The following is a 25,978-nucleotide window of genomic DNA, read 5'->3' as shown; positions in this document are numbered from 1 at the left end:
CACTGCGCCATGGGCATGGGCATGGGCAGCGAAGGTCTTGAGGGAGCGGGCTCGGCCGCGCATGCAGCGACGCGGGGTTATGGCAGGGCGTACGAGATCACGTAGTCGCCGCGGTCAGTGGACTGGCGTGCGCCGCCTGCGGTGATCACCACGTACTGCTTGCCGGTTTTCGGCGAGACGTAGGTCATCGGGCCACCCTGGCTGCCGACTGGCAGGCGGGCTTTCCAGATTTCGTTGCCGTTGCTGCTGTCGTAGGCGCGCAGGTAGAAGTCCTGGGTACCGGCGATGAACACCAGACCGCCTTGGGTCGACAGGGTGCCGCCGAGGGTTGGCAAACCGATCTTGATCGGCAGGTGCATGCGGATGCCCAGGGGGCCTGTGTCTTCGACGGTACCGACCGGGACCTGCCAGGCGATCTGCTGGGTTTTCATGTCGATGGCCGTCAGCGTACCGAACGGCGGCGCCTGGCACGGAATACCGGCAATCGACAGGAAGCGGTTCTTGTTCACCGCGTAGGGCGTACCCTTGAGCGGTACCGCACCCATGCCAGTGTTCAGTGCTTCACCGCCGGCAGCAGCGTCGCCTTTGTTCTGCGAGGGGATCATCTGGATCCACAGGCCCAGGCGCATGTCGTTGACGAAGATGAAACCATGCACCGGGTCGGTCGACAGGCTGCCCCAGTTCATGCCGCCCAGCGACCCTGGGAAACTCAGCGACAGGTCGGTGCCCGGTGCAGTGTACAAGCCGTCGTAACGCATCTTCTTGAAATCGATGCGGCACAGCAGTTGGTCGTACGGGGTGGCGCCCCACATGTCCGCTTCGGTCAGGGTCTGCGCGCCGATCTGCGGCATGCCGACCGATTTAGGTTGGGTCGGGGAGTACGGTTCGTTGGGAATGTTGCTTGGCTTGACCGGGACTTCTTCGACCTTGGTCAGCGGCTTGCCGGTGGCGCGATCGAGCACGTAGATCTGCCCGGCTTTGGTGCCGATCACCAGCGCAGGCACCGAGCTGCCATCGTCCTTGGTGAAGTCGATCAGGCTCGGCTGCATCGGCAGGTCGAAGTCCCACAGGTCGTTGTGTACGGTCTGGTACACCCATTTTTCGTTGCCCGTGGTCGCGTCCAGGGCCAGCACCGAAGCGCCGTAGGTGTGATCCAGCTTGTTGCGTTCCACACCATAGATGTCGGTGGATGAAGAGCCCATCGGCAGGAACACGGTGTTCATCGCCGGATCGTAGGACATCGGCGCCCAGCTGTTCGGCGTGCTGCGCACATAAGTGTTGTCGCCTTCCGGCGCGTTGCGCTGTTGCGGGTTGCCCGGGTCGAAGGCCCAGCGCATTTCCCCGGTGATCACATCGAAACCGCGGATCACGCCACCTGGCATGTCGGTCTGGACGTTGTCGGCGACGCGCCCGCCGACCACTACGGTGGTGCCGGCCATCAATGGCGCAGACGACAGTTGATAGTAGGAATCTGGCACATTGCCCAAGCCGGCCATCAGGTTGACCTGACCGTCGTTGCCAAAGCCCTGACAGAACTGGCCATCGTCGGCATCGACCGCGATCAGGCGGCCGTCGATGGTATTGGTCAACAGTCGGCGCTGGCAGTTGGCACCTGGGGCCACCGTACCGCCAGTGACCGGCGAGCTGTCAGGCTGGGTCGGCTGGGCGACGGCGTTGGTGGCGTCGAAGTAGGCCAGGCCGCGGCAGCGCTGCCAGACCTTGGACTGCGCGTTGATTTCATTCTTCCACAGCTCCTTGCCGGTGTCGGCGTCGAGCGCGATCAGGTTGTTGTGCGGGGTGCAGATGAACACCTTGCTGCCGATCTGCAGCGGCGTCATCTGGTCTTCAGCGCCGTTGCCGTCGCTGAACGCCACATCACCGGTGTGGTAGGTCCAGGCCACCTTGAGCTTGTCGACGTTGTCACGGTTGATCTGGTCGAGCGCGGCAAAGCGGCTACCGCCTTCGGTGTTGCCGTAATGCGCCCAGTCTTTCTGCGCTTTGCCGGCTTCGACCGGCGTTATGCCAGGGCCTTTGCCGGTCGGTGCCACACTTGGGTGGGCGACGAACATGTTGCCGGCGGCGATCACCAGCGCGATGGCCAGCACCCCGGCGATGCCGTAGGCGCCGCGCCCACTGGTGACACCATTGGCACGCGCCAGCAGCGGGTAGACCAGGGCGACCACCAGGCCGATGGCGGCAAACATGAACAGGCGCGAGAACAATGGCCAGAACACCAGGCCGGCGTCGATCAAGGCCCAGAGTGCGGTACCCAGCAGGAACACTGCATACAGCCAGGCACCAGCGCGTTTGCGCCGGGCGATGAGCACGCCGGCGATGGCCATGGCCAGCCCGCCGATCAGGAAGTACCAGGAGCCGCCCAGACCGGCGAGCTTGATGCCGCCGGCAGCCAGGAGCAGGCCGAGCAGGGCGATGATCACGCCCAAGCCGACCAGGATGAAAGTTGTGGCGCGAGACGTGCGCGGTGTTTCGTTCATGCCAGGGATCTCAGCAGGTGGAATGCGCGCAGTTTAAGCCCTTAGCTTGCTAATTAACAAGTTAGTACAAAATAAATCGAGGCGGATTGTCGCAGGGCTGAACTTTACGTTTGATCAGTAAAAGTCTAGAACATGCTTGGAAAAACGCAGGAAAAACGGCATTTCTGCGATTTAAAGAAGGCGCTACAGACTTTGGTATTAGGCGTGATCAGCCGATCACCGGCTGAGCGGCAGGGCCACGCCGATGAGGGCGAACAGGCTCCCGCAGCAGCGATTGAACGCTTTGCCGCCGCGTGCCAGCCAAGGACGTATGCGTCCGGCTGCGGTGGCCAGGGCGAACTCCACGGCGCATTCGACGCAGACGAAAGTCAGCGCCATGATCGCAAATTGCCTAAGCAGGCCAAGCTTGGGATCGATGAATTGCGGCAAGAAGGCCGCGTAGAACAACACCACCTTGGGGTTGGCCAGGGCCGACAGCAGACCCTGGCGGAACATGCCGGCATTGCTCAGGCGCGCGGCGCCTTCGCTCAGTTCCAGGTGCAGGGCAGGGCTGCGCCAGAGCTGGATGCCGAGCCAGAGCAAGTAGCCGCCGCCGACCCATTTGAGCACGGTCAGCACCGAGGCCCCCGTCTGCAGCAACGCGCCGAGCCCGAACATCGCCAGGGCGATCAAGGCGCAAAAACCCAGCGCCCCGCCGCTGATGGTCAACAGCGTACGGCGCGCACCGTAGACTGCACCGTGGGTCAAGGCGAGCAGGCTATTGGGGCCGGGAGTCAAGGACAGGCCGATGCTCGCCAGCAGGTAGAGGATCCAGGTATCGAGTGCCATGTCCGAGTCCTCGCAAGATTGGACTGCGCTCAGTGTAGACCAGCCCGAAGGATCATTGAGCGGTGCCGAACAGGCTGGTCCAGTAGATCCCGGCATCGCTTTTCGGATCGACTGCGTAGGCGGCGCCCAGCTCTTTGAAGTCAGGATTCATCAAGGTCGCGCAATGGCCTGGACTGTCCAGCCAGCCCTCCACCACCTTCTGCGCCGAATCACGCCCGGCGGCGATGTTCTCGCCGATCTGCTGGTACAGGTAGCCGGCCAACTCTGCGCGATCGCCGGGGGTGCGGCCCTCTTTGTCGATATGATCGAAGAAGTTCTGATTGGCCATGGCCCGGGTATGCTCGGCCGCTACACCGGCCAGCACGCTGCTCCAGGTGAGCGCCGGTGCGGCGGCGAACGGTTGACCGCCGCATTGGTGCGGCGCGCTGCGCGCCGTATTGATGGCCTGCAACAGCTTCTGCCCCTCAGCCTGCCAGTCGCCCAGGCGCCCGCTCAGAAGCGGTCGGGCTAGCACGATGCGCCAGTCACGGCCCTCCTGACTCACGCCGATGTCGACGAACTGCGGGTCGAGCACGACCTGGCAGAAGCTCTCTTCGATGGCATGCATGGCTGCGGGTGCGTCGCGTGGGCCGGACAGGCTGATGGCCTGGACGTTGACCATCGGGTAAGCCGCGCGGCTCATGGCCTGCTGCAGGTCACGAGTGCCTTCTGGCGACAATGCCAGACGGGTATCGCTATTGAGCGGCGGCAGTTCCAGCGAAGCACCGCTGCCGCATGCTTGGGCCTGGCTGCGGTAGCTGTTGATCGAATCGATCAGTCGCGCCTCTTCGCCGGTAACGGCCAGGGCCGCGGTCGAGAAGACCAGCCCCAGCGACAAGGCGGCAACGGATGACAGGACGCGCATGTGGATCTCCCTGTGACTGGCAGCGTCATGGTATGCGCTGCTCATCCTACACAAGCGCGAGGGTTTTGGCCCGTCTCGTGCAAAGCGTGGAAAGCCCGCAAGGCTTGCGGGCGGCAAAAGAGCAAGTAGACCCGGAAAGCCCGAAAAAGTGCGACGGCGGCGCTAGCGCGCGAGGGCCTGATTGGGTTTGTAGAACAAAAAGTGTCGCGTCTCGCCGGTCTTGCGATAGGCCTTGATCCAGCTTGGGCGCACATTGCGGTCGTGAAAATACAGGGCGCCACCGGTGATGTCCTGGAGTTGCTGGTTGAGGGCCTTGCGTGCAATTTCCTTGGCGATCCCGTAGCGGTCCTCTTCCTCGACCTGATCGGGACGGCCGTCGCACCACCAGGAAAATTGGCATGACTTGCTCTCTAGACCCTGCTTGACCACCGCGCAGATGGTGTCGGGGAACCCGTCGTGGCCCAGGCGATTGAGCACTACGCTGGCTACCGCGCTCATGTCCTTGGCACCGGCACCCTTGGCTTCCCAGTAAATGGTGCGCGCCAGGCAGGTGATGCTGTCGTCGATGGCATCCTGGCCGGCCGGATCGACAGCCCGCACCTCTCTGGGTGACAGGGTTTCGGCCTCTCTGGGCAGTGGACCGTCTTCTACCACTTTTTCTTCCAGGACCTGGGCCTTGTCCTGCGCCACTGCGGCTGAGGCGCCCTCTGCGCCGTGTACGGGGCAGGCCAGCGCAACGCAGATGAAGCTAACAGTGATCCAGGAGCGACACATGATTGAGCATCCACGACGGGCGATACCTGATAGTCTAGCCAAGCGGCTTCAATTAAGCGTAAGCATTAATACCAAAGGCAGTGTCAGGCCTGCCAAGAGTGTCTGTAGTGCAATGATCGTCGCCATCAAGGGCGCATTGCCACCCATTTGCCGAGCCATCACATAAGACGAGGACGCCGTCGGTAATGCCTGGAACAGCACCGCCACCACTGCTGCCGGCCCGCTCAATCCAAAAAGCCTGCACAGCCCCCAGGTGATCAGCGGCATCGCCAGAAATTTGAACGCCGAGGCTGCCGCGAGGGGGCGTAGGTGCTGGCTCAACCGTGCGCCGCCAAGCGCTGCGCCCACGCACAGCAGGCCCAAGGGCAGGGCGGCTTGGCCAAGCGCCTTGATGGTAGGCTCCAACCCTTCTCCCAGGCCTGTTCCAGTGAGCCGCAGCAGCAGGCCGATGACACAACCGATGATAAGTGGGTTGGCGAAAATCGCGCGCAGGACGTGGGCCACTGAACTGTGCCGTGCGCTGAAACGGGCAAATACCAGCACGCAGAGCAGGTTGACCAGCGGCACGATGGCCGCATTGGCCACGGCCGCCAGAGCAATCCCTGCACTGCCGTAGATCCCGGCAGCCAACGTGGCGCCGATGTAGTTGTTGAAACGCACCCCACCTTGGAACAACGATGTGAAGTCGGCACCCTCATGGTCGGCGATACCTTGATAGAGCATTAACAGCCCGCCACCGAGCAGCGTAGCCAGCATGAGTACACCGACCATTCCCAGCACGGGTACGCCTTGAAGATCGGCGGTCGCCAAACCATGCACGAACAGCGATGGCAGTAACACGTAGTAGCTCAAACGCTCGGCACCGGGCCAGAACGCCTCGGCAAGAAAGCCGCGGCTGCGCAAGAAGGTGCCCAGGCCGATCAGCAAGATGATCGGAAGGAGAGTGTTTAGAAGCAGGTGGATCATGGGCGCGTTCCGTTGTCGGCAGGCGGCACAGATTAACCCGGTCTGCCCATGCGATTAAGACCCATCAGCAGCGTGCTTGAGAACGGAAGGAGCGGGGTGCACATAAGGTGTTACAGTCTGTGGCCCAAGGGAATGCCTTGCACCTGGCATAGTCCTATCCCATATGTGGATAGCCACCTGCCGATTTCACACCATGGAGAACACACATGAAAGCAGTCGTCTTCACCGCCTTGCTGGCCTCGGCCGGCCTCGCCCAGGCCGCCCAGACGGTGGAACTGAAGCTGGCCGGGAGCGATGGCCCCGGCAAGTCGATCGGCACCATCACTATCGAGCAGAACAAATACGGCACCCTGCTGACGCCGGACCTCAAAGACCTGCCGCCAGGCGTGCATGGTTTCCACCTGCACCAGAAGCCGTCCTGCGCGCCGGCCGATGACAATGGCAAGGCGGTGCCGGCCGGTGCTGCCGGGGGCCACTGGGACCCAGATTCCACCAATGCCCACAAAGGTCCGTACGATGACAGCGGCCACCGTGGCGACCTGCCCGCGTTGTACGTCGCAGCTGACGGCAAAGCCACTTACCCGGTTCTGGCGCCGCGTCTGAAGGCCGAGGATTTCAAAGGCCACGCGCTGATGGTGCACGCCGGTGGCGACAACCACAGCGATCATCCGGAGAAACTCGGCGGCGGCGGTGCCCGCTTCGCCTGTGGCGTGGTCGAGTAAGCACCCTGCACAAACGACTGAGGCCGCAATGCGGCCTCAGTCGTTTTCAGCAAGCAACCAGTGTCAGCGCTGCGGGTTGAGCGTCAGGTGCACGTGACGGTTGACGTCCTTGTACAGCAGGTAGCTGAACTTGCCTGGGCCGCCGGCGTAGCACGCTTGCGGGCAGAACGCGCGCAGCCACATGAAGTCGCCGGCTTCGACTTCGACCCAGTCCTGGTTCAAGCGGTACACCGCCTTACCTTCCAGCACATAAAGGCCATGCTCCATGACGTGGGTTTCGGCGAACGGGATCACGCCGCCCGGCTGGAAGGTGACGATGTTGACGTGCATGTCATGGCGCATATCGGCCATGTCGACGAAGCGGGTGGTGACCCAACGGCCTTCGGTGCCCGGCATCTCGATGACCGTGGCGTTGTCGCGATGAGTGACGAACGACTCTGGCACGGCCAGGCCTTCGACTTTCTGGTAGTGCTTGCGCAGCCAGTGGAAGGTGACGTTGGCCTGGCTATTGTTGCGCAGGCTCCACTCGGCGCCTGGCGCCAGGAACGCGTAACCGCCCGGGGTCAGGGTGTGGTGCTTGCCTTCGACGGTGATGTCCAACTGGCCTTCGACGATGAACACCACCGCTTCGGCGTTAGGGTCCAGCTCAGGGCGCTCGCTGCCGCCTTCCGGCGCTACTTCGACGATGTACTGCGAGAAGGTCTCGGCGAAGCCGGTCAGCGGCCGGGCGATGACCCACATGCGCATCTTGTCCCAGAACGGCAGGTGGCTGGTGACGATGTCACGCATCACGCCCTTGGGAATCACGGCGTAGGCTTCGGTGAACATGGCACGGTCAGTCAGCAGCTCGGTTTGAGCCGGGTGCCCACCGTGAGGGGCGAAGTAGGAATGGTTCGACATGAGCGGTCTCGATTTGTTGTTCTCTCCCCGTGCCTTGGACCACACCGGCCGGTGCGCGCAGGGAAGTTGCGCACAGCATAGGGGGCCGTGCGCGTCATCCACAAATTAAATGTTGTAATACTCGACATTCAATTAACGAATGGCGGTGCGCCGCCCGACGTGACGGTCGGGCAACTGGTCGCCTGCCGCGAACAACTTGTGCCGCAAGGTACCGTCACGATAAGTCGAAGGGTAGCGGCCACGACGTTGCAACTCCGGCACCAGCAGCTCCACCACATGGGTCAGATCGTCAGGTTGCACGGCATAGGTCAGGTTGAAACCATCGATACCGGTCTGCTCAAGCCAGGTTTCCAACTGATCGGCGACGTCGCTGGGCGAGCCCACCAGTACCGGCCCGCGTCCACCCAGGCCAATGAATTGCGCCGCTTCAGCCACGGTCCAGCGCCGGTTCGGGTCGGCGGCGGTGAAAGCCGCCAGCGCCGCGCGGCCGGCGTCGTTCTCGACATATTCTATGGGTGCCGTACGGTCGAGCCCGGCCAGGTCGATGCCGGTCCAGCCCGATAGCAGCGCCAGGGCCGCGTCCACATCCACGTAATGCCGATATTCGGCAAAGCGCGCCTCGGCCTGCTCGGTGGTCGGCGCTACGATCAACAACGCCTGGGCGTAGATCAGCACCTCGCCCGGCGCACGGCCGGCGGCGGCAACGGCGCTGCGAATGCCGTCGGCGTAGCGCCGCAGCACGGTGGTCGAGGGGCCGCTGATGAATACGCACTCGGCGTGGCGGGCGGCGAACTGCTGCCCGCGCGGCGAAGCGCCGGCCTGGAACAGTACCGGGGTGCGTTGTGGCGAAGGCTGGCACAGGTGCATGCCCGGTACCTGGAAATGTTCGCCGTGATGAGCGATCGCATGCACTTTGCTGGGCTCGATGTAGCGTCCGGTGTCGCCCTCTAGTTGCACCGCGTCGTCTTCCCAGCTCTTCTCCCAGAGCTTGTACAGCACTTCAAGGTATTCCTCGGCCAGCTCGTAGCGCTGGTCATGTCCCAACTGCCTGGGCAACCCGAGATTGCGCGCCGCGCTGTCCAGGTAACCGGTGACGATATTCCAGCCGACCCGGCCATTGCTCAGGTGATCGAGCGTGGACATGCGCCGGGCGAAGGGATAAGGGTGCTCGTAGGTCAGCGAGAAGGTCACGCCAAACCCCAGGTGTTCGGTCACGGCGGCCATGGCCGGCACCACCAGCAAAGGGTCGTTGACCGGCACTTGCACGCCGCCGCGCAAGGCGGCCTGTGGGCCGCCCTGGTAGACATCGTAGATGCCCATGACGTCGGCGATGAACAGCGCATCGAACAGACCGCGCTCCAGCAGGCGGGCCAGGTCGGTCCAATAGTCGAGGCGGTTGAACGCCACGCTGGTATTGCGCGGGTGACGCCACAGCCCCGGCGACTGATGGCTGGCGGCGTTCATGCTGAACGCATTGAAACGGATCGGACGCGGCATCGTCAGCACTCCCGCTCAAGGCAGCACGGATGAGGGGTAGACCGCGTCGGCCACCTGCAGCTTGCGCGGAATCAGGCCCAGCCCCTGGAAGGTATCGGCCAGCTTCTGCTGTTCGGCGATGATCTGCGGGGTGATCGCCACCGCATTGTAGTTGCGTCGTTCGCTGGCTACCTCCAGCACACTGGCGCTGATGCCCAGCTGCGGCGCCAGCAATGCCGCGACTTCGCCGGGTTTGGCGTTAGCCCACTGGCTGACCTTGGTCAATTCGCCGAAGAATGTCTTGAGCAGGTCCTTGTGCTGGTCGGCAAAGCTGGCGGTCGACAAGTAGAAGGTACGGTTGTTGGACAGGCCGCTGCCATCGCGCAGGTTCTTCAAGCCCGGCTGGCGCTCGGCCGCCGCCAGAAACGGATCCCACAACGTCGCGGCTTGCACGCTGCCGGACTGCAGCGCCGCCACCGCATCGGCGGCATTGTTGACATAGGCCGGGGTGATGTCCTGGTAGCTCAGGCCGGCTTGTTCAAGCGCCACCGCCAGCAGGTACTGGGCATTCCAGCCGCGACCAGTGGCCACCCGCTTGCCCTTGAGCGACTGGACACTGCTGAGTTGGTCCTGCTCACGCACGACCAAACCGATGCCACGCGGATAGGGTTGTTCAGCGGCGAGGTAGACCACCGGTTTACCGGCCGCCTGGGCGAACACCGATGGCGCATCGGCGGCGTGCCCCAAATCGATGGCGCCGGTACTCAGTGCTTCGAGCAATTGCGGGCCAGCAGCGAACTCATGCCAACTCACCTGCACGCCCTTTGGCGCAAGGGCTTTCTCCAGGGCGCCGCTGCTTTTCAGAATGTTGATGCTGTTGAATTTCTGGTAGCCGATGCGCAGTGTCTTGGCTTGCTCGGCCAGTGCCGAAGCGCTTGGCAAGAGGCTGGCGGCGAGGCTGGCAAAGAGGCCGCCGAGCAACACTCGGCGCAGGGAAGAAAAGGGCATGGTGCAGGTTCCTCGAGATGGGCAACGGTGACCCAAGCGTAAGGAGGCTGCAGCGGCCTTTCAATTTGTTAATTCCATTTGGTTAGATTGTTTTGTTCTTTTTATATCATTTTGTGTTTGTGTCGTATGATGACGAAATTTTCACATGCTCTTGCTAGCATTCGCGCCAGTTTCAAGGAGTCCAACCATGTCGATTCTCCACTGGCGCAGCACGCGCATCGTTCTCATTGTCACCGCGGGCCTGTTGTGCGCCACCCTCGGGTTTTTCGCCTGGCAATCGTTCTACCCCGTTCAGGCAGCCGATGGCTGGAACGTCAGTGTGTTGCACCGCGATGTGGCCAAGGCCGCCTCGCTGCTGCCCCAAGCCGATGGCAGTCTGCTGGTCAGCCGCGAACTGGATGATGGCAAAGGCAGCATCCTGAAGATCACCGCCAACGGTCAGCGCCAGGTGCTGATCGACAGTTTGTCCAAGCCCGATGGCATGACCGCCGCGCTTGGCGGCTGGGTATTCAGCCAGGAAGGCGGCAGCGCACCGGTCAGCCTGTCGCGCAACGGCACAGTCACTGACCTGTTTCACGGCGAGAGCGTCCAGGGGCTGTGGAACGACGGCGACCACCTCTATGCCATCGAAGATCGCAAGGGTAATGGCCGTCTGATGCGCTACGACTGGGCGAGCGGGGAGGTTGAGGTGTTGCGTTCCGGCCTGACCGAGACCGAGGGCCTGGCGCGCTGCGATGGCGGCCGCCTGCTTTACACCGAAAAAGGCACCGGTGTGGTCCGGGCACTTTCCGAAGACGGCAATGACCCTGTCGTGGTCGGCGGCTTGAGTCATCCGACATTCCTGATGTGTGACCAGCGCGGCTTGTGGATCAGCGAAGACAACACGCACCGCGCACGCCTGCTGCGGGTCGACCCGGACGGTACACAGCACACCGTGTTGACCTTCCTCAAGGCGCCGCAGTCGATCGTCGCCGACGGCCACGGCGGCTACTTGCTTGCTGAAGGCGGCCGCGACCGGGTATTGCAACTGACGCCCCCTGACCAGCCGACCGAGGCGCAGCGCTGAGCCGAGCGTCTAGCCCGCAAGCGCCTGGCGGACGATGTCGGCGCCCTTGACCAGTGCCTCCAGCTTGCCCCTGGCCACCTGCCGGGGCAGCGGTGCCATGCCGCAGTTGGTACAGGGGTACAGCTTGTCGGCATCGACGAATGCCAGCGCCTTGCGCAAGGTGTCGGCGACTTCCTCAGGCGTTTCAATGGCATGGTTGGCGACATCGATGGCGCCAACCATGACCTTCTTGCCGCGGATCAACTCGAGCAGCTCCATGGGCACCCGCGCGTTGTGGCACTCCAGCGAAATGATGTCGATGGCCGATGTCTGCAGTTTGGGAAACGCCTGTTCGTACTGCCGCCATTCAGACCCCAGGGTCTTTTTCCAGTCAGTATTGGCCTTGATCCCGTAGCCGTAACAAATGTGCACCGCTGTTTCGCAGCGCAGGCCTTGCGCAGCGCGTTCCAGTGTGGCGATGCCCCAGTCGTTGACCTCATCGAAGAACACATTGAAGGCCGGCTCATCGAACTGAATGATGTCCACCCCCGCAGCTTCCAATTCACGGGCTTCCTCATTGAGGATCTCGGCAAATGCCCAGGCCAGCTTTTCGCGGCTTTTGTAGTGGCTGTCGTACAGCGTGTCGATCATCGTCATGGGGCCGGGCAGTGCCCACTTGATCGGCTGGCCGGTCAGTTGCCGCAGACGCTTGGCGTCCTCGACGAACACCGGTCGTTGCCGCGCCACGCTGCTGACCACCGTAGGCACACTGGCGTCATAGCGATCGCGGATTCTCACGGTCGCGCGCCGGTCGAAATCGACCCCATGCAGATGTTCGATGAAGGTCGTGACGAAGTGTTGGCGGGTCTGCTCGCCGTCACTGACGATATCCAGCCCGGCCTGTTGCTGATCCAGCAGGGCCAGGCGCAACGCGTCATGTTTGCCGTCATCCAGTGCCTGGCCCTGCAACTGCCAGGGTGCCCACAAGGTTTCAGGGGTCGCCAGCCAGGCAGGCTTGGGCAGGCTGCCGGCCGTGGAGGTAGGAAGCAATGTGTTCATGGAAAGTAGCCTTGTTGAAGTGCCTGGGTCAGGCAGCGTGACGGGCGAGCCACTGCTGCAGCAGTGCCTGGTGAGGTTTGATGAAGTGCGCTTCGGCGAAGCGTCCTTGTTCGACGGCCAGGCGCGCGCGTTCGGCGCGGTCGTAGACGATGCGCGTCAAGGAGTGGTCCGCATGCTGCAAACTGGGTTGGAACACCGCGCCCGCCGCTGCGTTGGCGTTGTAGATCTCCGGGCGGTAAATCTTCTGGAAGGTGTCCATGGTGCTGATGGTGCTGATCAGCTCGAGGTTGCTGTAGTCGTTGAGCAGATCGCCTGCGAAATAGAAGGCTAGCGGCGCGACGCAGCCGGTGGGCATGAAGTAACGAACCTGCAACCCCATGTGAGCGAAGTACTGGTCGGTCAGGGAGTGGGCATCCTGGCGGTATTCGACGCCGAGTACCGGGTGGTGATTGTCGGTGCGTCGATAAGTCTTGCTGGTTGAAACGCTCAAGCAAATGACCGGTGATTTGGCGAACTGCTCACGATAGGCCGCCGAGTTGACGAACTGCTTGAACAGTTGCCCGTGCAGCACGCCGAAGTTTTCCGGTGCGCTGAAGTTAGGCCGTTGCTCATTATGCTGCGCCAACAAGACACTGAAGTCGTAATCACGCACATAAGATGAGAAGTTATTGCCGAGCATGCCAGCAGTGCGCGTCTGGGTATGCCGATCGATAATCGTCGTTTGCAGTATCTCGATCAGCGGCAGGGGCGCAGCAGCACTGTTCGAATCCAACTGCACAGCGCCGGAAACAATCTCGAGCTCAAGCGCGAAGCGCTCTGCCTTGGGGTTATCCCAGCACGCCAGGGCGTTGAAACGGTGGTTGATCATGGCCAGCGTATTGCGCAGATTTTCTTGCCGGTGCTCGCCCCGCGCCAAGTTGGCGAAGTTGGTGGTAATGCGCGTGGTGTCGGCCGGCCGGTAGTGTTCATCGAACGCTACGCGACTGAGCGTGAAATCAAAGGCTGGGCTGTTCATGACAAGTTCCGCGAATCCTTACGGGCTCAATAAAGTGAGTTGTAGTGTAGGGGCGGCCGCTGTCACTTAATACTGAATTGATTTCACTGCTACTTCGATGATGTTCATGACGGCGCATCGTTGGCGTCAACGGCTGCGCCGTACTGTTTGCGCGATTATTTGAGCGCTTGCAGCTGATGTTGCAGGCGTGATGCAGCCCGAGCCGGCAGGTCTGCTGGCAATGCCGGGGCTTTCGCTTGCGCAGCGCCTACCTGAATGAGCATGACCATGCCCATTCCCAGGTGAGGGATGCACTGGATGCCGTACAGTCCCGGCACCGCGAACCTGTGCACGAAGGGTTGGCTGATCTGGCTCTTGAACGGCTCGGCACCGGCCGGTAGCAGCGATGGCATGCTGGCTGCGTTGTGGCTGCTGTGGGTGGGCACGAAGCGCACGCTGTCACCCGGCGCAATGCGCAGATGGTCGGGTTCAAAAACCATGGCTCCACCAGCCCCACGGTTGAGCATCTTCACCTCGAAGGTTGCGCCGAGGGCAGCGGTGGCAGCGCTGGCCGCCGCGAGCAGTACCAGCACTGCGCCTGTGGTACGGCCGTTCATTGACCGCCCTCACCGCTGGCAAATGCCGTCGACAGGGTTTCCAGGCCGCGGAACAAGCGAATCCCGGCCTGCATTGCATCGGCGTCGAGAATCACGATGCGCCCGTTCTTCACCGCCTCCATCTGCCGGGTGACCGGGTCGTTGCGCAAGAATTCCAGCTTCTTGTGATAATCGTCGGCGGGGAAGCGTCGGCGGTCCATGCGCGCGATGATGATCCAGGTTGGATTGGCCTTGGCCAGCGTTTCCCAGCCCACGGTCGGCCACTCTTCGTGGGATTGCACGACGTTGCGCACGCCAAGGGTTTGCAGCATGAAATCGGCCACGCCTTGGCGACCGGCGACGTACGGATCGATCTCAAGATCCGCGCTGGAGAACCAGAACATCGCCGAGGTGTGCGACAGGTCCTTGCCGGCCAGATGCTGCTTGGCGCGCTCCAGCCGCCTGCGCAGGTCGTTGTTCAAGGCTTCGCCACGGTCTTGTACGTCGAAGATCGCGGCTAGCTCGCTGACGCTTTTATAGACCGTGTCGATGCGAAACGGCTGCAGGCGAGTGCCGTCTGCGCCGACCAGGTTATCCTTGCCTTCGCAGTCGGAAGGCAGCAGGTAAGTGGGGATGTTCAGCTCGCTGAACTGCTCGCGGGTACCAACTACACCCTGGGGCCCGACCATCCATTCGAACTGCACCGTCACCAGTTGCGGACGCTTGTTGACCACTGCCTCGAAACTAGGATCGTTGTCGGCCAGGCGCTCGACCTGCTGATCCTGCGCCTTGAATTCAGGCAACACATTGTTGAACCACAATGAAGTGCCGGCCACCTTGCTGCCCAGGCCCAAGGCGTAGAGCATCTCGGTACCGGCCTGGCCGATGGTCACTGCGCGTTGCGGCGCCTGGCCGAAGGTCTGCGCTACGCCACAATTCTCCACCGTAAGTGGGTAGTGCGTGGCTTGGGCATGGGCCAGCGCGGGGGCGCTGATGGCGGCGAGCAACAGGTACAGGCGGGGCAACATGGGCGATCTCCTATCGAGCGGTGCGCGGCAGGCACGCAGGACAGGCATCGCCAGGCTCCATGGACACATGGAACAGAACCCCAGGCAGGGCAGAGGATGGCCATCCCGGACACCCCGCCGGTTGGTGATATGTGCCGGCAGGTCTCCTGACTGATGCGTCATGGCCCGGCTCCTGCCTTCCCGGAATTCATCCAGTGGCGTTGATGGAGCAGGCTCGGCACCTACAGTTGCGGGGGCAGTTCCGTTTCGCTCACCGGGGGCGAACGACGGATTCCCTATTAATTCCGTGATGGAAACCGGCGAGCGGCATCCTAGAGCATCGAGCCGCCCAGGGAAAGGGCGTGCAAGCCCTTTATGCCAGCGGCTCTGCCTCGGTGCCGGCCTGGCTGGCCTGATCATCAAGCTTCAACCGGTCAGCCTTGCTGATGTACCTGGGCTTGTTGCTCTTGGGCGCGAGCTTTGCATTGGCTTTCTTCTGGTGGGCTTTGAGCAGCTGTTTGAGTTTCTTCTGGCGGTTCATCTTCCGGCTCGCTGTGCAACAGGTGCGCGCATTGTACCCGGGCCTGATGCGCAGCCGGGTTTATTAATTAATGAAATGAGTTCATGTCAGTTGGGATAAAACACCATAAATCATCATTTAGGGAATGAATAAACTGAGTGGCCCTCTGTCGGAGCCCTTCAATGTCTGTTTATGAAACATCCGCCCAAGTGAGTACTACCTCCCGGGCTGCAGGCGTCAGCATCTTGATTCTGGCGTTTTCCGCATTCCTGATCGTCACCACCGAGTTCCTGATCGTCGGGTTGCTCCCGGCGTTGGCCCGGGATCTTGGTATTTCCATTGCGCTTGCCGGGCAGTTGGTGACGCTGTTCGCGTTCACAGTGATGATCTTCGGCCCACCGCTGACGGCGATGCTGTCGCACCTGGATCGCAAGAAGCTGTTCATTGGCATCCTGTTGCTGTTCGCCGCATCCAATGCCGTGGCCGCCGCGTCGAACAGCTTCTGGCTATTGGCGCTGGCGCGCGTGGTGCCTGCCTTGGCACTGCCGGTGTTCTGGGGCACTGCCAGTGAAACCGCCGGGCAATTGGCCGGGGCGCAGCGCGCCGGGCAGGCGGTTTCGCGGGTGTACCTGGGAATTTCTGCAGCCATGTTGCTGGGCATACCACTGGGCACCGTCGCGGCCAGTGCCGTTGGCTGGCGCGGTGCATTCTGGCTGCTGGCAGGGCTGTCGCTGATCATGGCCGTGGCCATGTGGGTGTACATGCCCACGGTTGCGCGCACGGCCAAGGTGGACCTGCTCAAGCAGGCGCAGATCTTCAAGCAACCCGTGTTTCTCGGCAACGTGCTGCTGTCGGTGCTGGTGTTCAGCGCGATGTTCATCGCCTACACCTACCTGGCTGATATCCTCGAGCGGGTCGCGGGGGTGGCGCCGCAACAAGTAGGCTGGTGGATGATGGGCTTTGGCGCCATCGGCCTGGTCGGCAATTGGATTGGCGGCAAGGCGGTGGATCGTTCGCCGATCAACGCCACCATCGGTTTCCTGGCCCTGCTGGGGTTGGGCATGGCTGCCACGGTGGCCCTGGCTGGCAGCGGCTGGCTGTTCTGCGTGGCGCTTGGCCTGTGGGGGATTGCCAACACGGCGCTGTATCCGGTGAGCCAAGTGCGGGTCATGCAGTCGGTCAGTCAGGCGCAGGCATTGGCAGGCACGACCAATGTATCGGCGGCCAATGCCGGTATCGGCATCGGCGCGATCGTTGGCGGCATGACAGTCGCCAATCTGGGCGTTGCCTGGCTCGGCTACGTGGCCGCCGCCGTGGCCGCCCTGGCGCTGCTGTTGGCCGTGCTGGTGCGCAGGCTCAAGCCCGGCCGCTAGGGCAGGGCACCAGGCTGGCTACCGTGCGGCGCCAGCCTGGGTAGCAGGTAGTCGAGCAGCGCTCGCACCTTGGGCAGGTTCTCACGGCTTTTCAGCCACACCAGGTGCATGGGCAGGCCATCGGTGGCCAGCTCCGGCAGCACCTCGACCAGGGTGCCCTGATCGATGTGCCGCTGGGTCAGCCAGGTTGGCAGCTGGCCGATGCCATGCCCGGCGAGCACCGCCGCCACTTCGCCTTCGCCATCGCCTACGGCAATACGCGTCTGCAGCGTGCGCCGTTCCATCTCGCCGGGCTGGCGACCCTTGAAGAACCACGGGCTGACCTGGCCATCGCCATGGCCGTAGCCAACACAGTGGTGCTGGTCCAGATCCCGCGCGGTGCGTGGCCATCCGTGCTGCGCGAGGTAGGCGGGTGAGGCGCAGAAGATCAGGCGTTGCGCGCCAAAGTACTGATGACCCAGCGCTGCCGACCAGGTATCCGGCCCACCGATGCGCACGACGATATCGATACCCTCGTGGACCGGGTCGATGAACCGGTCAGAGAACGAGATGTGCGGTTGCAGCAGCGGATGCTGGTGGATGAACGCCAGCACCAGCGGCAGCACGTGCAGGCGACCATAGGACGCGGGCAGGTCCAGGCGAACCTTGCCATGGGGCTCGTCGCCCTGGGCACCAAGGGCATGCTCGACCTGCTCCAGGTCTGCCAGCACCGAGGTACAGGTGCGGTAGAAGGTGACGCCCGCTTCGGTCAGCGCCAGGGTCCGCGTGGTGCGGTTGAACAGCCGTACGCCCAGGCGCTGCTCGAGGCGCGCCATGCTCTTGCTGACCGCAGAACCGGTCAGGTTCAGCCGGTCGGCCGCTGCGGTGAAACTACCAAGATCGGCCACGGCGACGAACACGTCGAGCCCTTTGAGCCGTTCAGACGAAAACATCACCCAGTTCCTTGAGTATCATCAAAGCCGTTTTATTCGCACGATGGGGTGCAAACCGCAACTGCCAATGAGCCGCGACACCTGGGCGAAGTTCCAGCAACCCGGTGCCAAGGGTATGGATGACGTGCGCAGCGGTGAGTAGCTCGAGCATTGCGGCTATACTCCGCGGCCATTTGTAGTGTTCAGGAGCGGTTCATGCAGCAAGCTTTGCTGATCGTCGATGTGCAGTCCACCTTCAGCCCACCGGAGTGGCTGGTCGATGGCATCCGCTTGTTTTCGGCGAACATTCCGTCGATCGCCTCGATCGAGTTGCACGATGAGGCGGTGACGCCGTTTCAACAGCAACTGGGCTGGCACCCGGCCGCCGAAGATGAATGCCTGATCGAGGTGGACCAGGTGTTCGTCAAGCACGGTTACGGACAAACCCCTGCAGCGATCGAATACCTCAAGCGACTGGGGGTGGCGCGTGTACTGGTGTGCGGCATGCAAACTGAAACCTGCGTGCTGGCCGCAGGCTTTGCGCTGTTCGACGCAGGCCTTTGCCCGACACTGGTCACCGACCTGACCGTCGGTTCGGCGCTGGACCGCTCCGGCAAACTGGGTACAGAGCTCTGGCAGCATCATTTCGGGCGCCTTACCACTCGGGCCGAGGTGATGGCTGACATCGCCCCATCATACGCTTGAGAAAACCGCGTCATACTTGCGTGCCTGGTTTAGCATGCACACGCCGATGCTTCGGTTCTTTTATCCACCAGCGCCATTTCTAGCGATTGCCCACGCCAATGACTGTTTTCTACCTCAAGTTCTTGATCACCCCGACCTTGATGCTGGCCATTTCGCTGGCGGCCAAGCGCTGGGGGACGCACATCGGTGGCTTGCTGTCAGGGCTGCCGGTCACGTCCGCGCTGGTAATGCTGTTCCTGAGCCTCGAACAGGGGCCTGGCTTTGCCTTGCAAGCCGTACCTGGGGCCTTGGCGGGCCTGGCTGCGGTACAGGCGACCTACCTTTTCTATTATCAGATGACAAAGCGATCAGGAGCGCTCATCGGCAGCATCGCGGCGCTGCTGGTCTATGCGCTCAGCGCTGTGCTGATCAGTCATGTGGGCAAGGTGAGTGTTTCGGTGGCGCTGACGCTGTTGTTGCTGAGCGTCATCATCGCTGTCACCACCAAGCCATCGCACAGCGGCGAAAGCAAAGTCGTGAGCCTGCCGCGCTGGGTCATCCCGATGCGCATGTTGACGGCGACGGCGCTGCTGCTGGTCATCACCGCCTGCGCCCAGTGGCTGGGGCCGGTGCTCAGCGGCTTGCTGGCGCCGATTCCAATCATTGCCTGGCCGTTGGCAGTGTTCGCCCACGTCCAGGGCGGCCATGACGAGCTGGGGGCGATCGTGCGCGGTAATGCTATCGGCGCCATCGGTGTGCTGGGTTTCTATCTGGCGATCAACATGACCATCGTGCCATGGGGCACCGTGCCAGCCATCGCCGCTGCCGTGGTGCTGGCAGTAGTGGCCACTTTCGCTGTGGCCAAGCTGCTGCAGCGCCGCTGAGCGGCGGCGCTGGGTGATTTACCGACGGTAGTGGCGGTGATCGCCGTCGTGACGATGTGCCCGCGAGTGATGGCGTTCCCAGTCACGGCGCCGTTCTGCTTCGCGACGCGCCTGCTCGCGATGCCACTGGGCGCGGCGCCATTGTTCGCGGCGCCGATCATCGCTGTGGTAGTGCCAGCGGCCGTCATGCCAGTAGCGGTCGTTGTGGGCCAGCAGCGGGGTAGCCTGGATAGCGCGGTTGCTGGCCAGCGCCGGCCAGGGGTTGGCTGCTGCGTGGCCTGGCGCCTGAGCTGTGTGGGCGCTGGGCAGATCTGCCGGGATAGCGCGCATAGGCGTCGCGTTGGCCTGGCCGAGGGCCACACAGGCAAGGCCTGCAGCGAGCAGTTTGATCAAGGTATGTTTCATGTGCGTAGGCAACCCCAGGTTGTCATCGGACTGCGCTGGCGCGGCCTGCTGCGGCGGCGCCAGCGCTCGTTAGAGCATGCCCAGATAGACAAGTTATTGGGGAAAAGTTCTATCCGCTCAGGACCTTAAGCGTCCATGGCAGGCAGATTCGCCACGCCGGGGGCAGCGCTTGCTCAACGTCCGAGCATCACCGTGCGCAGCTGAGTCTGCGCCTGTTGCACCGTCTTGGCCTGGTTGGTCAGGTCTTGCAGCATGGTGTTCAGCTCGGCCTGGACCTGCGGGTCGTTGACCTTGACGATGGCACCGTTGATCTCGATCTGGGCTTTGTGCGCTTCGACGTAGTCGGCCACGTTCAGGCTGCTGTCGAGGGTGCCGTTGATTTGCGGCAGCACCTGCAGGAAGGTATCGGCCGGGGCGGTGACGGTGCGCTCATAGGCTTTGTCATACACCGCCTTCAGGTCCTCTGGCTGCTTCAGCGCGGCGTGGGCGCTATCGGCCTTGGCCTTCTGCTCTTGCAACTGGCTGCCCATGTCGTTGAGGCCGGCCTGCACCGCCTTGAGATCGTCACGGCGCGCCGTGATGTCGCCCAGCGAGCGCACGGCGCCTTTTTGCAGCAGGTTGCCCAAGGGCTTCACGGCGTTGTCCATGGCGCCGTTGAAATCGGTGATCACCGCGTAATGCTCGGTGTACGGACCAAATGCCTCGGACTGCTCGTTGTTCAGCTTGGGCACGTGGATGCCCGGCTTGTCGATGATGCGGGTCTGGAGGAACTCGCTGAAAGCGGCGCGCTGCTTCGGTTCATTGTCGCCACAGGCGATCAGCGCCAGGGGCAGGGCTAGGGCAAGCAGCCAGTGGGGACGAATCGAGACGTTCATGTCAGTGCTTCTTCCTGTGTGGTAGGCAGGCGCCGGGCAGAAGATCCGCCTGGCGCGGCGAGCAAGAATAGCCTCTGCTCGCACCCAAGCCAAGCGTCTGCGCGGCCGACGCTGACTGCCTGCGTCACTTAACGAGCAGCCTGTAGCGGCACCTCGCGTAGCAGCCAGGCCAGGGCAAAAGCCACGGCGGTGATCGCTGCGGCCAGCATGAACACACCCTGCATCGCCCCGGAAAACGCCTGCAGATAGGCTTCTTGCAGCGGCGCCTCCAGGGCATGCACCGCGCTCGGTGACAAGCCCCCCGAGCCGGCGCCACGGGCGGCGAAGTCCGCAGGCAAGCCCGCCAGCAGCGTATGCGAGAACAGCGCGCCGAACACCGACACGCCGACGGCGCCGCCAATCGAGCGAAACAGCGTGGCCCCGGAAGTCGCCACGCCCATGTGGCGACGTTCGACACTGTTCTGCACCGCCAGGATCAGGACCTGCATCACCAGCCCGAGGCCCGCGCCCAGCAGCCCCATGTACAGGTTCATCTGCCACATCGGCGTGTCCACCTGCAGGCGACTGAGCAAACCCAGCGCCACCACCTGCAACAAGGTGCCGGCGATCGGGAAGATCCGGTACCGCCCCCAGCGGCTGATCAGCCGCCCGGTGATGGCCGACACCACCAGCAGGCCGCCCATCAAGGGCAGCATCTGCAGGCCTGCACTGGTCGGCGAGGCGTCTTTCACCACCTGCATGTACAGCGGCAGGAACGTCACCGACCCGAACAGCGACATGCCGACGATCAGGCCGATCAGCCCGGCGAGCACGAAGGTGCGATGCCTGAACAGGTGCAGCGGCAGGATCGGCTCGGCCGCGCGGCGCTGTTCATGGACAAAGCCGACCAGCCCGATCACCGTAAACAGCACCAGGCACAGCACATCCAGCGACGCCCACGGCACTTGGCTGCCACCCAGGCTGGTCAACAGCACCAGCGCACCGAGGGCGATGGTGAGAAAGACAACGCCGATGTAGTCGATCTGATGTTTGACCGGCGCTACCTGGGTTTGAAACACGCTGCCAATCACCGCCACGGCCACCGCGCCCAATGGCAGGTTGATGAAGAAGATCCAGTGCCATGACAACTGTTCGACCAGAAAGCCGCCGACCAGCGGACCGACTACCGTGGCCAGGCCGAACACGCCGCCGAACAGGCCTTGGTAACGGCCGCGCTCAGCTGGTGTTATGACATCACCGATGGCCGCCATCGCTACCACCATCAGGCCGCCACCGCCCAAGCCCTGCAGGGCACGGAAGATGATCAGCTGAGTCATGTTCTGGGCCAGGCCGCACAAGGCCGAGCCGAGCAGAAACAAGCCGATGGCGATCTGCAACACGCGCTTGCGTCCGTACAGGTCGCCGAACTTGCCATACAACGGCACCACCACCGTGGAGGCCAGCAGGTAGGCCGTGACCACCCACGACAGCCAGCGCAGGCCACCCAGGTCGCTGACGATGGTCGGTAGCGCCGTGGAGACGATGGTCTGATCCAGGGCCGCGAGGAACATCACCAGCATCAGCGCGGCCAACAGCAGAGGCAGCGAAGCTGGCGTGGGTGTATCGGCCGTGGCCGGGGCAGTCGTTTCAGGGGGTATTTGCGGCATTCAAGTACCTGAAGGCTGGGGAAGGCGTTCGAGTGGGCCTGGCCGATAGCGCAGGAGACTAGGGATAGAGACCTCAGGTGTGATATACACGTTCTATATCGCCAGCACCAATGCCCTACGCCCGGATGCGTTTTGGCCCATTCGGTGCATTTCTGAAACTGCTGTGAAACGGAGATTCCAAGATGACCGCCACCGACCGTCTGAGCCTGCTGCAGTACGAGCACCTGGGCCTGGACGATGTTGCCGCTGCCGAATTCAAGGTCGCCCTGGAAGAGCTGCGCAAACTGGCGCTGGAAGACCGTTACGAACACCCTGCGGCACTGCACCTTGGTGATATCGCCGATGCCCTCGATCGCCAGGAGCTGGCCGAAACCAAAGGCTGGGGTATTGGTTTTCTGCAAGGCCTGACCTGCGCCAAGGCGCTTACTCAAGATCAGCTCGAAGCGCTGCGCCGGGTTTTCCAGGCCGCCGCCGAGCGCGCGATCAAGCGTATGTGCAGATAAACCTGCGCCACGCGCCCCAGGTCATGTTCAAGTCCATGCATCGGGGCACCCTGGCGTCTGGCCGATCCTCAGCCAAACTGTGAACAGCGCGCCACTGGCAGGTCGCCCGCGGCCCAACCCGTGGCAACCCCCGCCCCCCGTCCTGGCCGCCACACGCCACGGCCAGCGAGGGGTTCAGATGATCCGGTATCGAGCTTGCGAGTGTTCGTCGCTGATCGCGGTGTTGATGCTGCCGTTGCTTGCTCTGGCGCAACCGCCCTGTACCCGGCTGACAGCGACCGGTAATCCGGAATATCCTCCTTATCTGTGGCGCGACCCGCAAGACCCGCAGCACCTGATTGGCGCCAACGCCGAGTTGCTCAAACGGGTGGGCAAGGTGCTTGGCTTGCAGGTCGAGGTGCTGTACGGCGGGCCATGGTCGCGGGCGCAGGAAGAGGTACGCAGCGGTCGAATCGACCTGATGGCCGGGTACTTCCAGACGCAACAGCGCCAGGCGCAGATGGACTTCATCCAACCGGCCTTCCTGCATGTGAACAGCGTGGTCTGGGTACGCCAGCACGATGCGTTTGCCTATCGCGAGTGGGCCGACCTAAAGGGGCGCCGCGGCGGGACGCTGGTGAGCAACAGCCATGGGCAGCAGTTCGACGACTACGCCAAGGCCAATCTTCAACTCGAAGCCGTGCCGGGCGCTCGCCAGGCGTTCGAGAAGCTGCTGCTCAAACGCAATGACTACCTGATCTACGAGCAATACCCGGGCATGGCGCTGGTGCGCACCCAAGGCTGGCAAGCACAATTGCAGGTGCTCGAACCTGCAGTCGCCAGCGAGGGGCTCTACCTTGCGATGTCGCGCGAGTCTCCCTGCAACACCCCTGAGCTTCGCGAGCAGCTGGCGCGCAAGATGAAAGAACTGGCAGCAGGGCCCATGCCTGAGCGACTGGTCGAGCAGCACCTGGAACGTTGGCGCCAGCAGGCCGAAGCCGCCCCCTGAGTCGCGGCGTCATTCGTCGGTTTCGAGTGCTCGTTTGGCTTCGCTGACCCGCACGGCACCGGGCAGCGCCACATCATTCTTCACCGCGAGAATCTCGGCCATCACACTGACCGCAATCTCTGCAGGGGTCTTGCTGCCGATGTAGATGCCGATCGGTCCATGCAGACGCTGCAGTGACGCCTGGGTTTCGCCAAAGTGCTCGATCAGGCGCTCGCGGCGCAGCTGATTGTTGCGTCGTGAGCCGATCACGCCGATGTAGAAGGCCGGGCTTAGCAGGGCTTCGAGCAGCGCCAGGTCGTCCAGTTTGGGATCGTGGCTCAAGCCGACGATGCAGCTGCGCACATCCGGGGCGAAACTGCGTACCACGTCATCGGGCATGCCGATGATCTTCTCGACCCCGGCAACGTTCCAACCGTCCATGTATTCCGGGCGCGGGTCGCAGACGGCCACCTTGAATCCATTGAACAACGCCATGGTGGCCAGGTACTCGGCCAGTACCCCAGCGCCGATCAGCAGCATGCGAAATCCCGGCCCCAGGGTATTGAGCATGTGCCGGCCATCGAAGCTGAACTGCTCTGGCGCGCGCGTGGCGCTCAGTTCGACCCGGCCATCATTGACGTCCACCTGCCGGCGCACCAAGTTGCCGCTGTCGAGCAGCGGCAGCAGACGCTCGAAGCTGGCAAGGTCCGGATTGAACTCCAGAATCAACTCCAAGGTGCCGCCGCAGGGCAGGCCAAAACGCTGCGCTTCATCGGCGCTGACGCCGTAGCGCACCACCTGCGGCGCACCGTTGGGCATGCCCGCGCCTTGATAGGCTGTGGTGTAGCGGTGGATCAGGTCATCCTCGATGCAACCACCAGAGACGCTGCCGATCACTCGGCCATCGCCACGCAAGGCCATCATCGACCCCACCGGGCGCGGCGACGAGCCCCAAGTGCGGGCCACCGTGGCCAACAGCACGTCGTCGCCCGCGCGCAGCCAATCTCGGGCGGTGCGCAATACCAACAGGTCAATACTTTCCATGAAGCCTCTTCAGCGTGCTGATTCAATCGTTAGCGGCGCGGCTAGCGCATGTGCAAGATGATCGGACTGCTGCTGGCGGGGTCGGTTCGTTCGCGCAGCTTCGAGACCGCCTCGGCGTCCACCGCGCTGGCCTGGTTACCCCAGGTGCTGCGGACAAAGCTCAGCACCTGGGCGATCTCCTGATCTGACAACTGCTGGCGGAACGCGGGCATGCGATAGGCATCCGGCACGCCGCCGGCGACGATGCGTTGCGAGCCGTTGAGGGTGATGTTGATCGCGGAGGCGTCCTCTTTGGCCAGCGCTGAGGTGGCACCGGCCAACGGCGGCATCCACTCGGCCTGACCCTTGCCGTCCAGGCCATGGCACGTCGCACAGCGAGTGACATAGGTGTGCGCGCCAGGCTGGTCCAGGCGGGTGGCGGCGGAGACGGCCTGGTACTGCCACGGCGCGCCATCGCGCTGCGGGTCACCGGGCAGCGACTTGAGGTAGCGGGCGATGGCGCGCAAGTCTTCATCGCTCATGAACTGCGTCGAGTTGTTGAATGCCTCGGTCATCGAGCCGTAGACCACCGCGTGCTGGTTACGCCCAGTCTTGAGAAACTGCACGATGTCCGCTTCGCTCCAGCGCCCGAGCCCGGTGTTGGGATCATCGCGCAGGCTCGGTGCGTACCAGCCATCGAGCAGCGCCCCGGCCAGGTACGGCTTGCCGTTCTCATCCAGGGCTTTCTCATTGAACGCCAGGCCTCGCGGTGTATGGCAACTGCCGCAGTGACCAGGGCCCTGGACGAGGTAGGCACCGCGATTCCACAGCGCATCCTGTTCGGCCTTGGCCGCGTAGGGGGCATCGGCGGCGAACAGGCCGTTCCACACGGCGATGGGCCAGCGCATGTTCAACGGCCACGGTATGTCATTGGGGATATTTGCCTGGCGGGCGGGCTGCACGCTTTTCATGAAGAAGGCATACAGTGCCTTGACATCGTCGTCGCTGAGTTTGGCGTAGGACGGGTAGGGCATTGCCGGGTACAGGCGGCGACCACCGGGTGCGACACCCTCGCGTACGGCGCGGTCGAAGTCAGCCAAGCTGTAGTTGCCGATGCCGGTTTTGCGGTCCGGGGTGATGTTGGTGGCGTGGATGGCACCCAGTGGAGTAGCCATCTCCAGCCCACCGGCAAAGGGCTTGTGCTCGGGCAGGCTGTGGCAGGCCACGCAATCGCTCAGGCGTGCGACATACTCGCCGCGGCTGATCAACGCAGCATCGAAGCTGGCACTGCTGTCGCCGGCGAACGGTGAAGCAGGCTCGCGGGTCACATACCAGGCCAGCAGCCCAGCGGCCGCCAGGCAGGGCAGTACCAGCCAGGCAGCGGTTCTCTTGAAACGACTGTGGGTCATGGGG

At 63.0% G+C, this 25,978-nt stretch carries 27 protein-coding genes and 1 riboswitch; of the genes, 7 read left to right on the top strand and 20 right to left on the bottom strand.

The features are described from left to right. Positions 1–77: 77 nt before the first annotated feature. From FS665_RS08955 to FS665_RS08935, 5 genes are all read right to left on the bottom strand, one after another. Positions 78–2,495 carry a glucose/quinate/shikimate family membrane-bound PQQ-dependent dehydrogenase gene (locus tag FS665_RS08955; protein WP_145186527.1) on the bottom strand — a complete coding sequence of 806 codons (2,418 nt, stop codon included), beginning with the start codon at positions 2,493–2,495 and terminating at the stop codon, positions 78–80. 216 nt (positions 2,496–2,711) lie between these two features. Continuing rightward, a complete protein-coding gene (locus tag FS665_RS08950) occupies positions 2,712–3,323 on the bottom strand; it encodes a LysE family translocator (protein WP_145186525.1) in 612 nt (203 codons plus the stop codon). A 52-nt stretch (positions 3,324–3,375) separates the two neighbouring features. Then, positions 3,376–4,227, bottom strand: a complete 852-nt coding sequence (locus FS665_RS08945; RefSeq protein WP_145186522.1) for a CAP domain-containing protein — start codon at positions 4,225–4,227, stop codon at positions 3,376–3,378. Positions 4,228–4,389: 162 nt separating this feature from the next. Next, complete coding sequence (locus FS665_RS08940; protein WP_145186519.1) at positions 4,390–5,001, bottom strand: cell wall hydrolase; 612 nt, start codon at positions 4,999–5,001, stop codon at positions 4,390–4,392. A gap of 48 nt (positions 5,002–5,049) precedes the next feature. Beyond that, positions 5,050–5,967 carry an AEC family transporter gene (locus FS665_RS08935; RefSeq protein WP_145186516.1) on the bottom strand — a complete coding sequence of 306 codons (918 nt, stop codon included), beginning with the start codon at positions 5,965–5,967 and terminating at the stop codon, positions 5,050–5,052. A gap of 206 nt (positions 5,968–6,173) precedes the next feature. On the opposite strand from FS665_RS08935, the gene sodC reads away from it, so the two are divergent. Continuing rightward, positions 6,174–6,689, top strand: a complete 516-nt coding sequence (gene sodC / locus FS665_RS08930; RefSeq protein ID WP_145186513.1) for a superoxide dismutase family protein — start codon at positions 6,174–6,176, stop codon at positions 6,687–6,689. 63 nt (positions 6,690–6,752) lie between these two features. Here sodC and FS665_RS08925 read toward each other — a convergent pair whose 3' ends face one another. The 3 genes from FS665_RS08925 to FS665_RS08915 all read right to left on the bottom strand — a co-directional run bounded on the left by FS665_RS08925 (position 6,753) and on the right by FS665_RS08915 (position 10,073). Beyond that, positions 6,753–7,589, bottom strand: coding sequence for a bifunctional allantoicase/(S)-ureidoglycine aminohydrolase (locus FS665_RS08925; RefSeq protein ID WP_060477124.1), 837 nt, complete (start codon positions 7,587–7,589; stop codon positions 6,753–6,755). Positions 7,590–7,721: 132 nt separating this feature from the next. Then, positions 7,722–9,086, bottom strand: a complete 1,365-nt coding sequence (locus FS665_RS08920) for an LLM class flavin-dependent oxidoreductase (RefSeq protein ID WP_145186511.1) — start codon at positions 9,084–9,086, stop codon at positions 7,722–7,724. Between the two features lie 15 nt (positions 9,087–9,101). Beyond that, complete coding sequence (locus tag FS665_RS08915) at positions 9,102–10,073, bottom strand: aliphatic sulfonate ABC transporter substrate-binding protein (protein ID WP_145186508.1); 972 nt, start codon at positions 10,071–10,073, stop codon at positions 9,102–9,104. 187 nt (positions 10,074–10,260) lie between these two features. On the opposite strand from FS665_RS08915, the gene FS665_RS08910 reads away from it, so the two are divergent. Then, a complete protein-coding gene (locus tag FS665_RS08910; RefSeq protein WP_145186505.1) occupies positions 10,261–11,139 on the top strand; it encodes an SMP-30/gluconolactonase/LRE family protein in 879 nt (292 codons plus the stop codon). Positions 11,140–11,148: 9 nt separating this feature from the next. Here FS665_RS08910 and FS665_RS08905 read toward each other — a convergent pair whose 3' ends face one another. The 5 genes from FS665_RS08905 to FS665_RS08885 form a co-directional block, all read right to left on the bottom strand. Continuing rightward, the gene (locus FS665_RS08905) at positions 11,149–12,177 is read right to left on the bottom strand and encodes a methionine synthase (protein WP_145186502.1); all 1,029 of its coding nucleotides are present in this window, start codon (positions 12,175–12,177) and stop codon (positions 11,149–11,151) included. Between the two features lie 28 nt (positions 12,178–12,205). Next, positions 12,206–13,192 (bottom strand): DUF1852 domain-containing protein, encoded by a 987-nt coding sequence (locus FS665_RS08900; RefSeq protein ID WP_145186499.1) that lies wholly within the window; start codon positions 13,190–13,192, stop codon positions 12,206–12,208. Positions 13,193–13,347: 155 nt separating this feature from the next. Continuing rightward, positions 13,348–13,788, bottom strand: a complete 441-nt coding sequence (locus tag FS665_RS08895; protein ID WP_145186496.1) for a pseudoazurin — start codon at positions 13,786–13,788, stop codon at positions 13,348–13,350. Then, entirely contained in the window at positions 13,785–14,795 is a 1,011-nt protein-coding gene (locus FS665_RS08890; RefSeq protein ID WP_145186492.1) for an ABC transporter substrate-binding protein, read from the bottom strand. The genes FS665_RS08895 and FS665_RS08890 overlap by 4 nt, the downstream gene beginning before the upstream one ends. A gap of 118 nt (positions 14,796–14,913) precedes the next feature. Next, positions 14,914–15,111, bottom strand: a riboswitch (cobalamin riboswitch). A gap of 36 nt (positions 15,112–15,147) precedes the next feature. Next, on the bottom strand, positions 15,148–15,315 hold the full coding sequence (locus FS665_RS08885) for a DUF2986 domain-containing protein (RefSeq protein ID WP_145186489.1): 168 nt from the start codon (positions 15,313–15,315) through the stop codon (positions 15,148–15,150). Between the two features lie 161 nt (positions 15,316–15,476). Here FS665_RS08885 and FS665_RS08880 point away from each other — a divergent pair, with 161 nt between their 5' ends. Next, positions 15,477–16,667 carry an MFS transporter gene (locus tag FS665_RS08880; protein WP_145186486.1) on the top strand — a complete coding sequence of 397 codons (1,191 nt, stop codon included), beginning with the start codon at positions 15,477–15,479 and terminating at the stop codon, positions 16,665–16,667. On the opposite strand, the gene FS665_RS08875 is transcribed toward FS665_RS08880, so the two are convergent. Both FS665_RS08875 and FS665_RS23380 read right to left on the bottom strand, forming a co-directional pair. Beyond that, the gene (locus FS665_RS08875; protein WP_145186483.1) at positions 16,664–17,599 is read right to left on the bottom strand and encodes a LysR family transcriptional regulator; all 936 of its coding nucleotides are present in this window, start codon (positions 17,597–17,599) and stop codon (positions 16,664–16,666) included. The genes FS665_RS08880 and FS665_RS08875 overlap by 4 nt on opposite strands. Next, positions 17,586–17,750 carry a hypothetical protein gene (locus FS665_RS23380; RefSeq protein WP_178108314.1) on the bottom strand — a complete coding sequence of 55 codons (165 nt, stop codon included), beginning with the start codon at positions 17,748–17,750 and terminating at the stop codon, positions 17,586–17,588. Before FS665_RS23380 ends, FS665_RS08875 begins: the two co-directional genes overlap by 14 nt. Before the next feature lie 44 nt (positions 17,751–17,794). Between FS665_RS23380 and FS665_RS08870 the strand changes: the two genes are divergently transcribed. Next, positions 17,795–18,283: an isochorismatase family protein gene (locus FS665_RS08870; protein WP_145186480.1), complete on the top strand. Its 489-nt coding sequence runs from the start codon at positions 17,795–17,797 to the stop codon at positions 18,281–18,283. A gap of 98 nt (positions 18,284–18,381) precedes the next feature. Then, entirely contained in the window at positions 18,382–19,146 is a 765-nt protein-coding gene (locus tag FS665_RS08865) for a hypothetical protein (RefSeq protein ID WP_145186477.1), read from the top strand. A gap of 18 nt (positions 19,147–19,164) precedes the next feature. Here FS665_RS08865 and FS665_RS08860 read toward each other — a convergent pair whose 3' ends face one another. The 3 genes from FS665_RS08860 to FS665_RS08850 form a co-directional block, all read right to left on the bottom strand. Beyond that, positions 19,165–19,551 carry a hypothetical protein gene (locus FS665_RS08860; RefSeq protein ID WP_145186474.1) on the bottom strand — a complete coding sequence of 129 codons (387 nt, stop codon included), beginning with the start codon at positions 19,549–19,551 and terminating at the stop codon, positions 19,165–19,167. Between the two features lie 173 nt (positions 19,552–19,724). Next, complete coding sequence (locus FS665_RS08855) at positions 19,725–20,426, bottom strand: DUF3053 domain-containing protein (protein ID WP_145186469.1); 702 nt, start codon at positions 20,424–20,426, stop codon at positions 19,725–19,727. Positions 20,427–20,554: 128 nt separating this feature from the next. Further along, on the bottom strand, positions 20,555–22,072 hold the full coding sequence (locus FS665_RS08850; RefSeq protein WP_145186466.1) for an MDR family MFS transporter: 1,518 nt from the start codon (positions 22,070–22,072) through the stop codon (positions 20,555–20,557). A gap of 182 nt (positions 22,073–22,254) precedes the next feature. On the opposite strand from FS665_RS08850, the gene FS665_RS08845 reads away from it, so the two are divergent. After that, positions 22,255–22,575: a hypothetical protein gene (locus tag FS665_RS08845; protein WP_145186463.1), complete on the top strand. Its 321-nt coding sequence runs from the start codon at positions 22,255–22,257 to the stop codon at positions 22,573–22,575. A gap of 178 nt (positions 22,576–22,753) precedes the next feature. Further along, the gene (locus FS665_RS08840; RefSeq protein ID WP_145186461.1) at positions 22,754–23,563 is read left to right on the top strand and encodes an ABC transporter substrate-binding protein; all 810 of its coding nucleotides are present in this window, start codon (positions 22,754–22,756) and stop codon (positions 23,561–23,563) included. A gap of 9 nt (positions 23,564–23,572) precedes the next feature. Here FS665_RS08840 and FS665_RS08835 read toward each other — a convergent pair whose 3' ends face one another. Both FS665_RS08835 and FS665_RS08830 read right to left on the bottom strand, forming a co-directional pair. Further along, on the bottom strand, positions 23,573–24,586 hold the full coding sequence (locus tag FS665_RS08835) for an XdhC family protein (protein ID WP_145186458.1): 1,014 nt from the start codon (positions 24,584–24,586) through the stop codon (positions 23,573–23,575). Between the two features lie 41 nt (positions 24,587–24,627). Continuing rightward, positions 24,628–25,974, bottom strand: a complete 1,347-nt coding sequence (locus FS665_RS08830) for a cytochrome c (RefSeq protein WP_145186455.1) — start codon at positions 25,972–25,974, stop codon at positions 24,628–24,630. Positions 25,975–25,978 lie beyond the last annotated feature (4 nt).

The sequence above is a fragment of the Pseudomonas sp. URMO17WK12:I11 genome (assembly GCF_007677725.1).
Classification (GTDB): Bacteria; Pseudomonadota; Gammaproteobacteria; order Pseudomonadales; family Pseudomonadaceae; genus Aquipseudomonas.
Note: the sequence above shows the minus strand (reverse complement) of the source record. Positions and strands in the feature narration are given on the sequence as shown.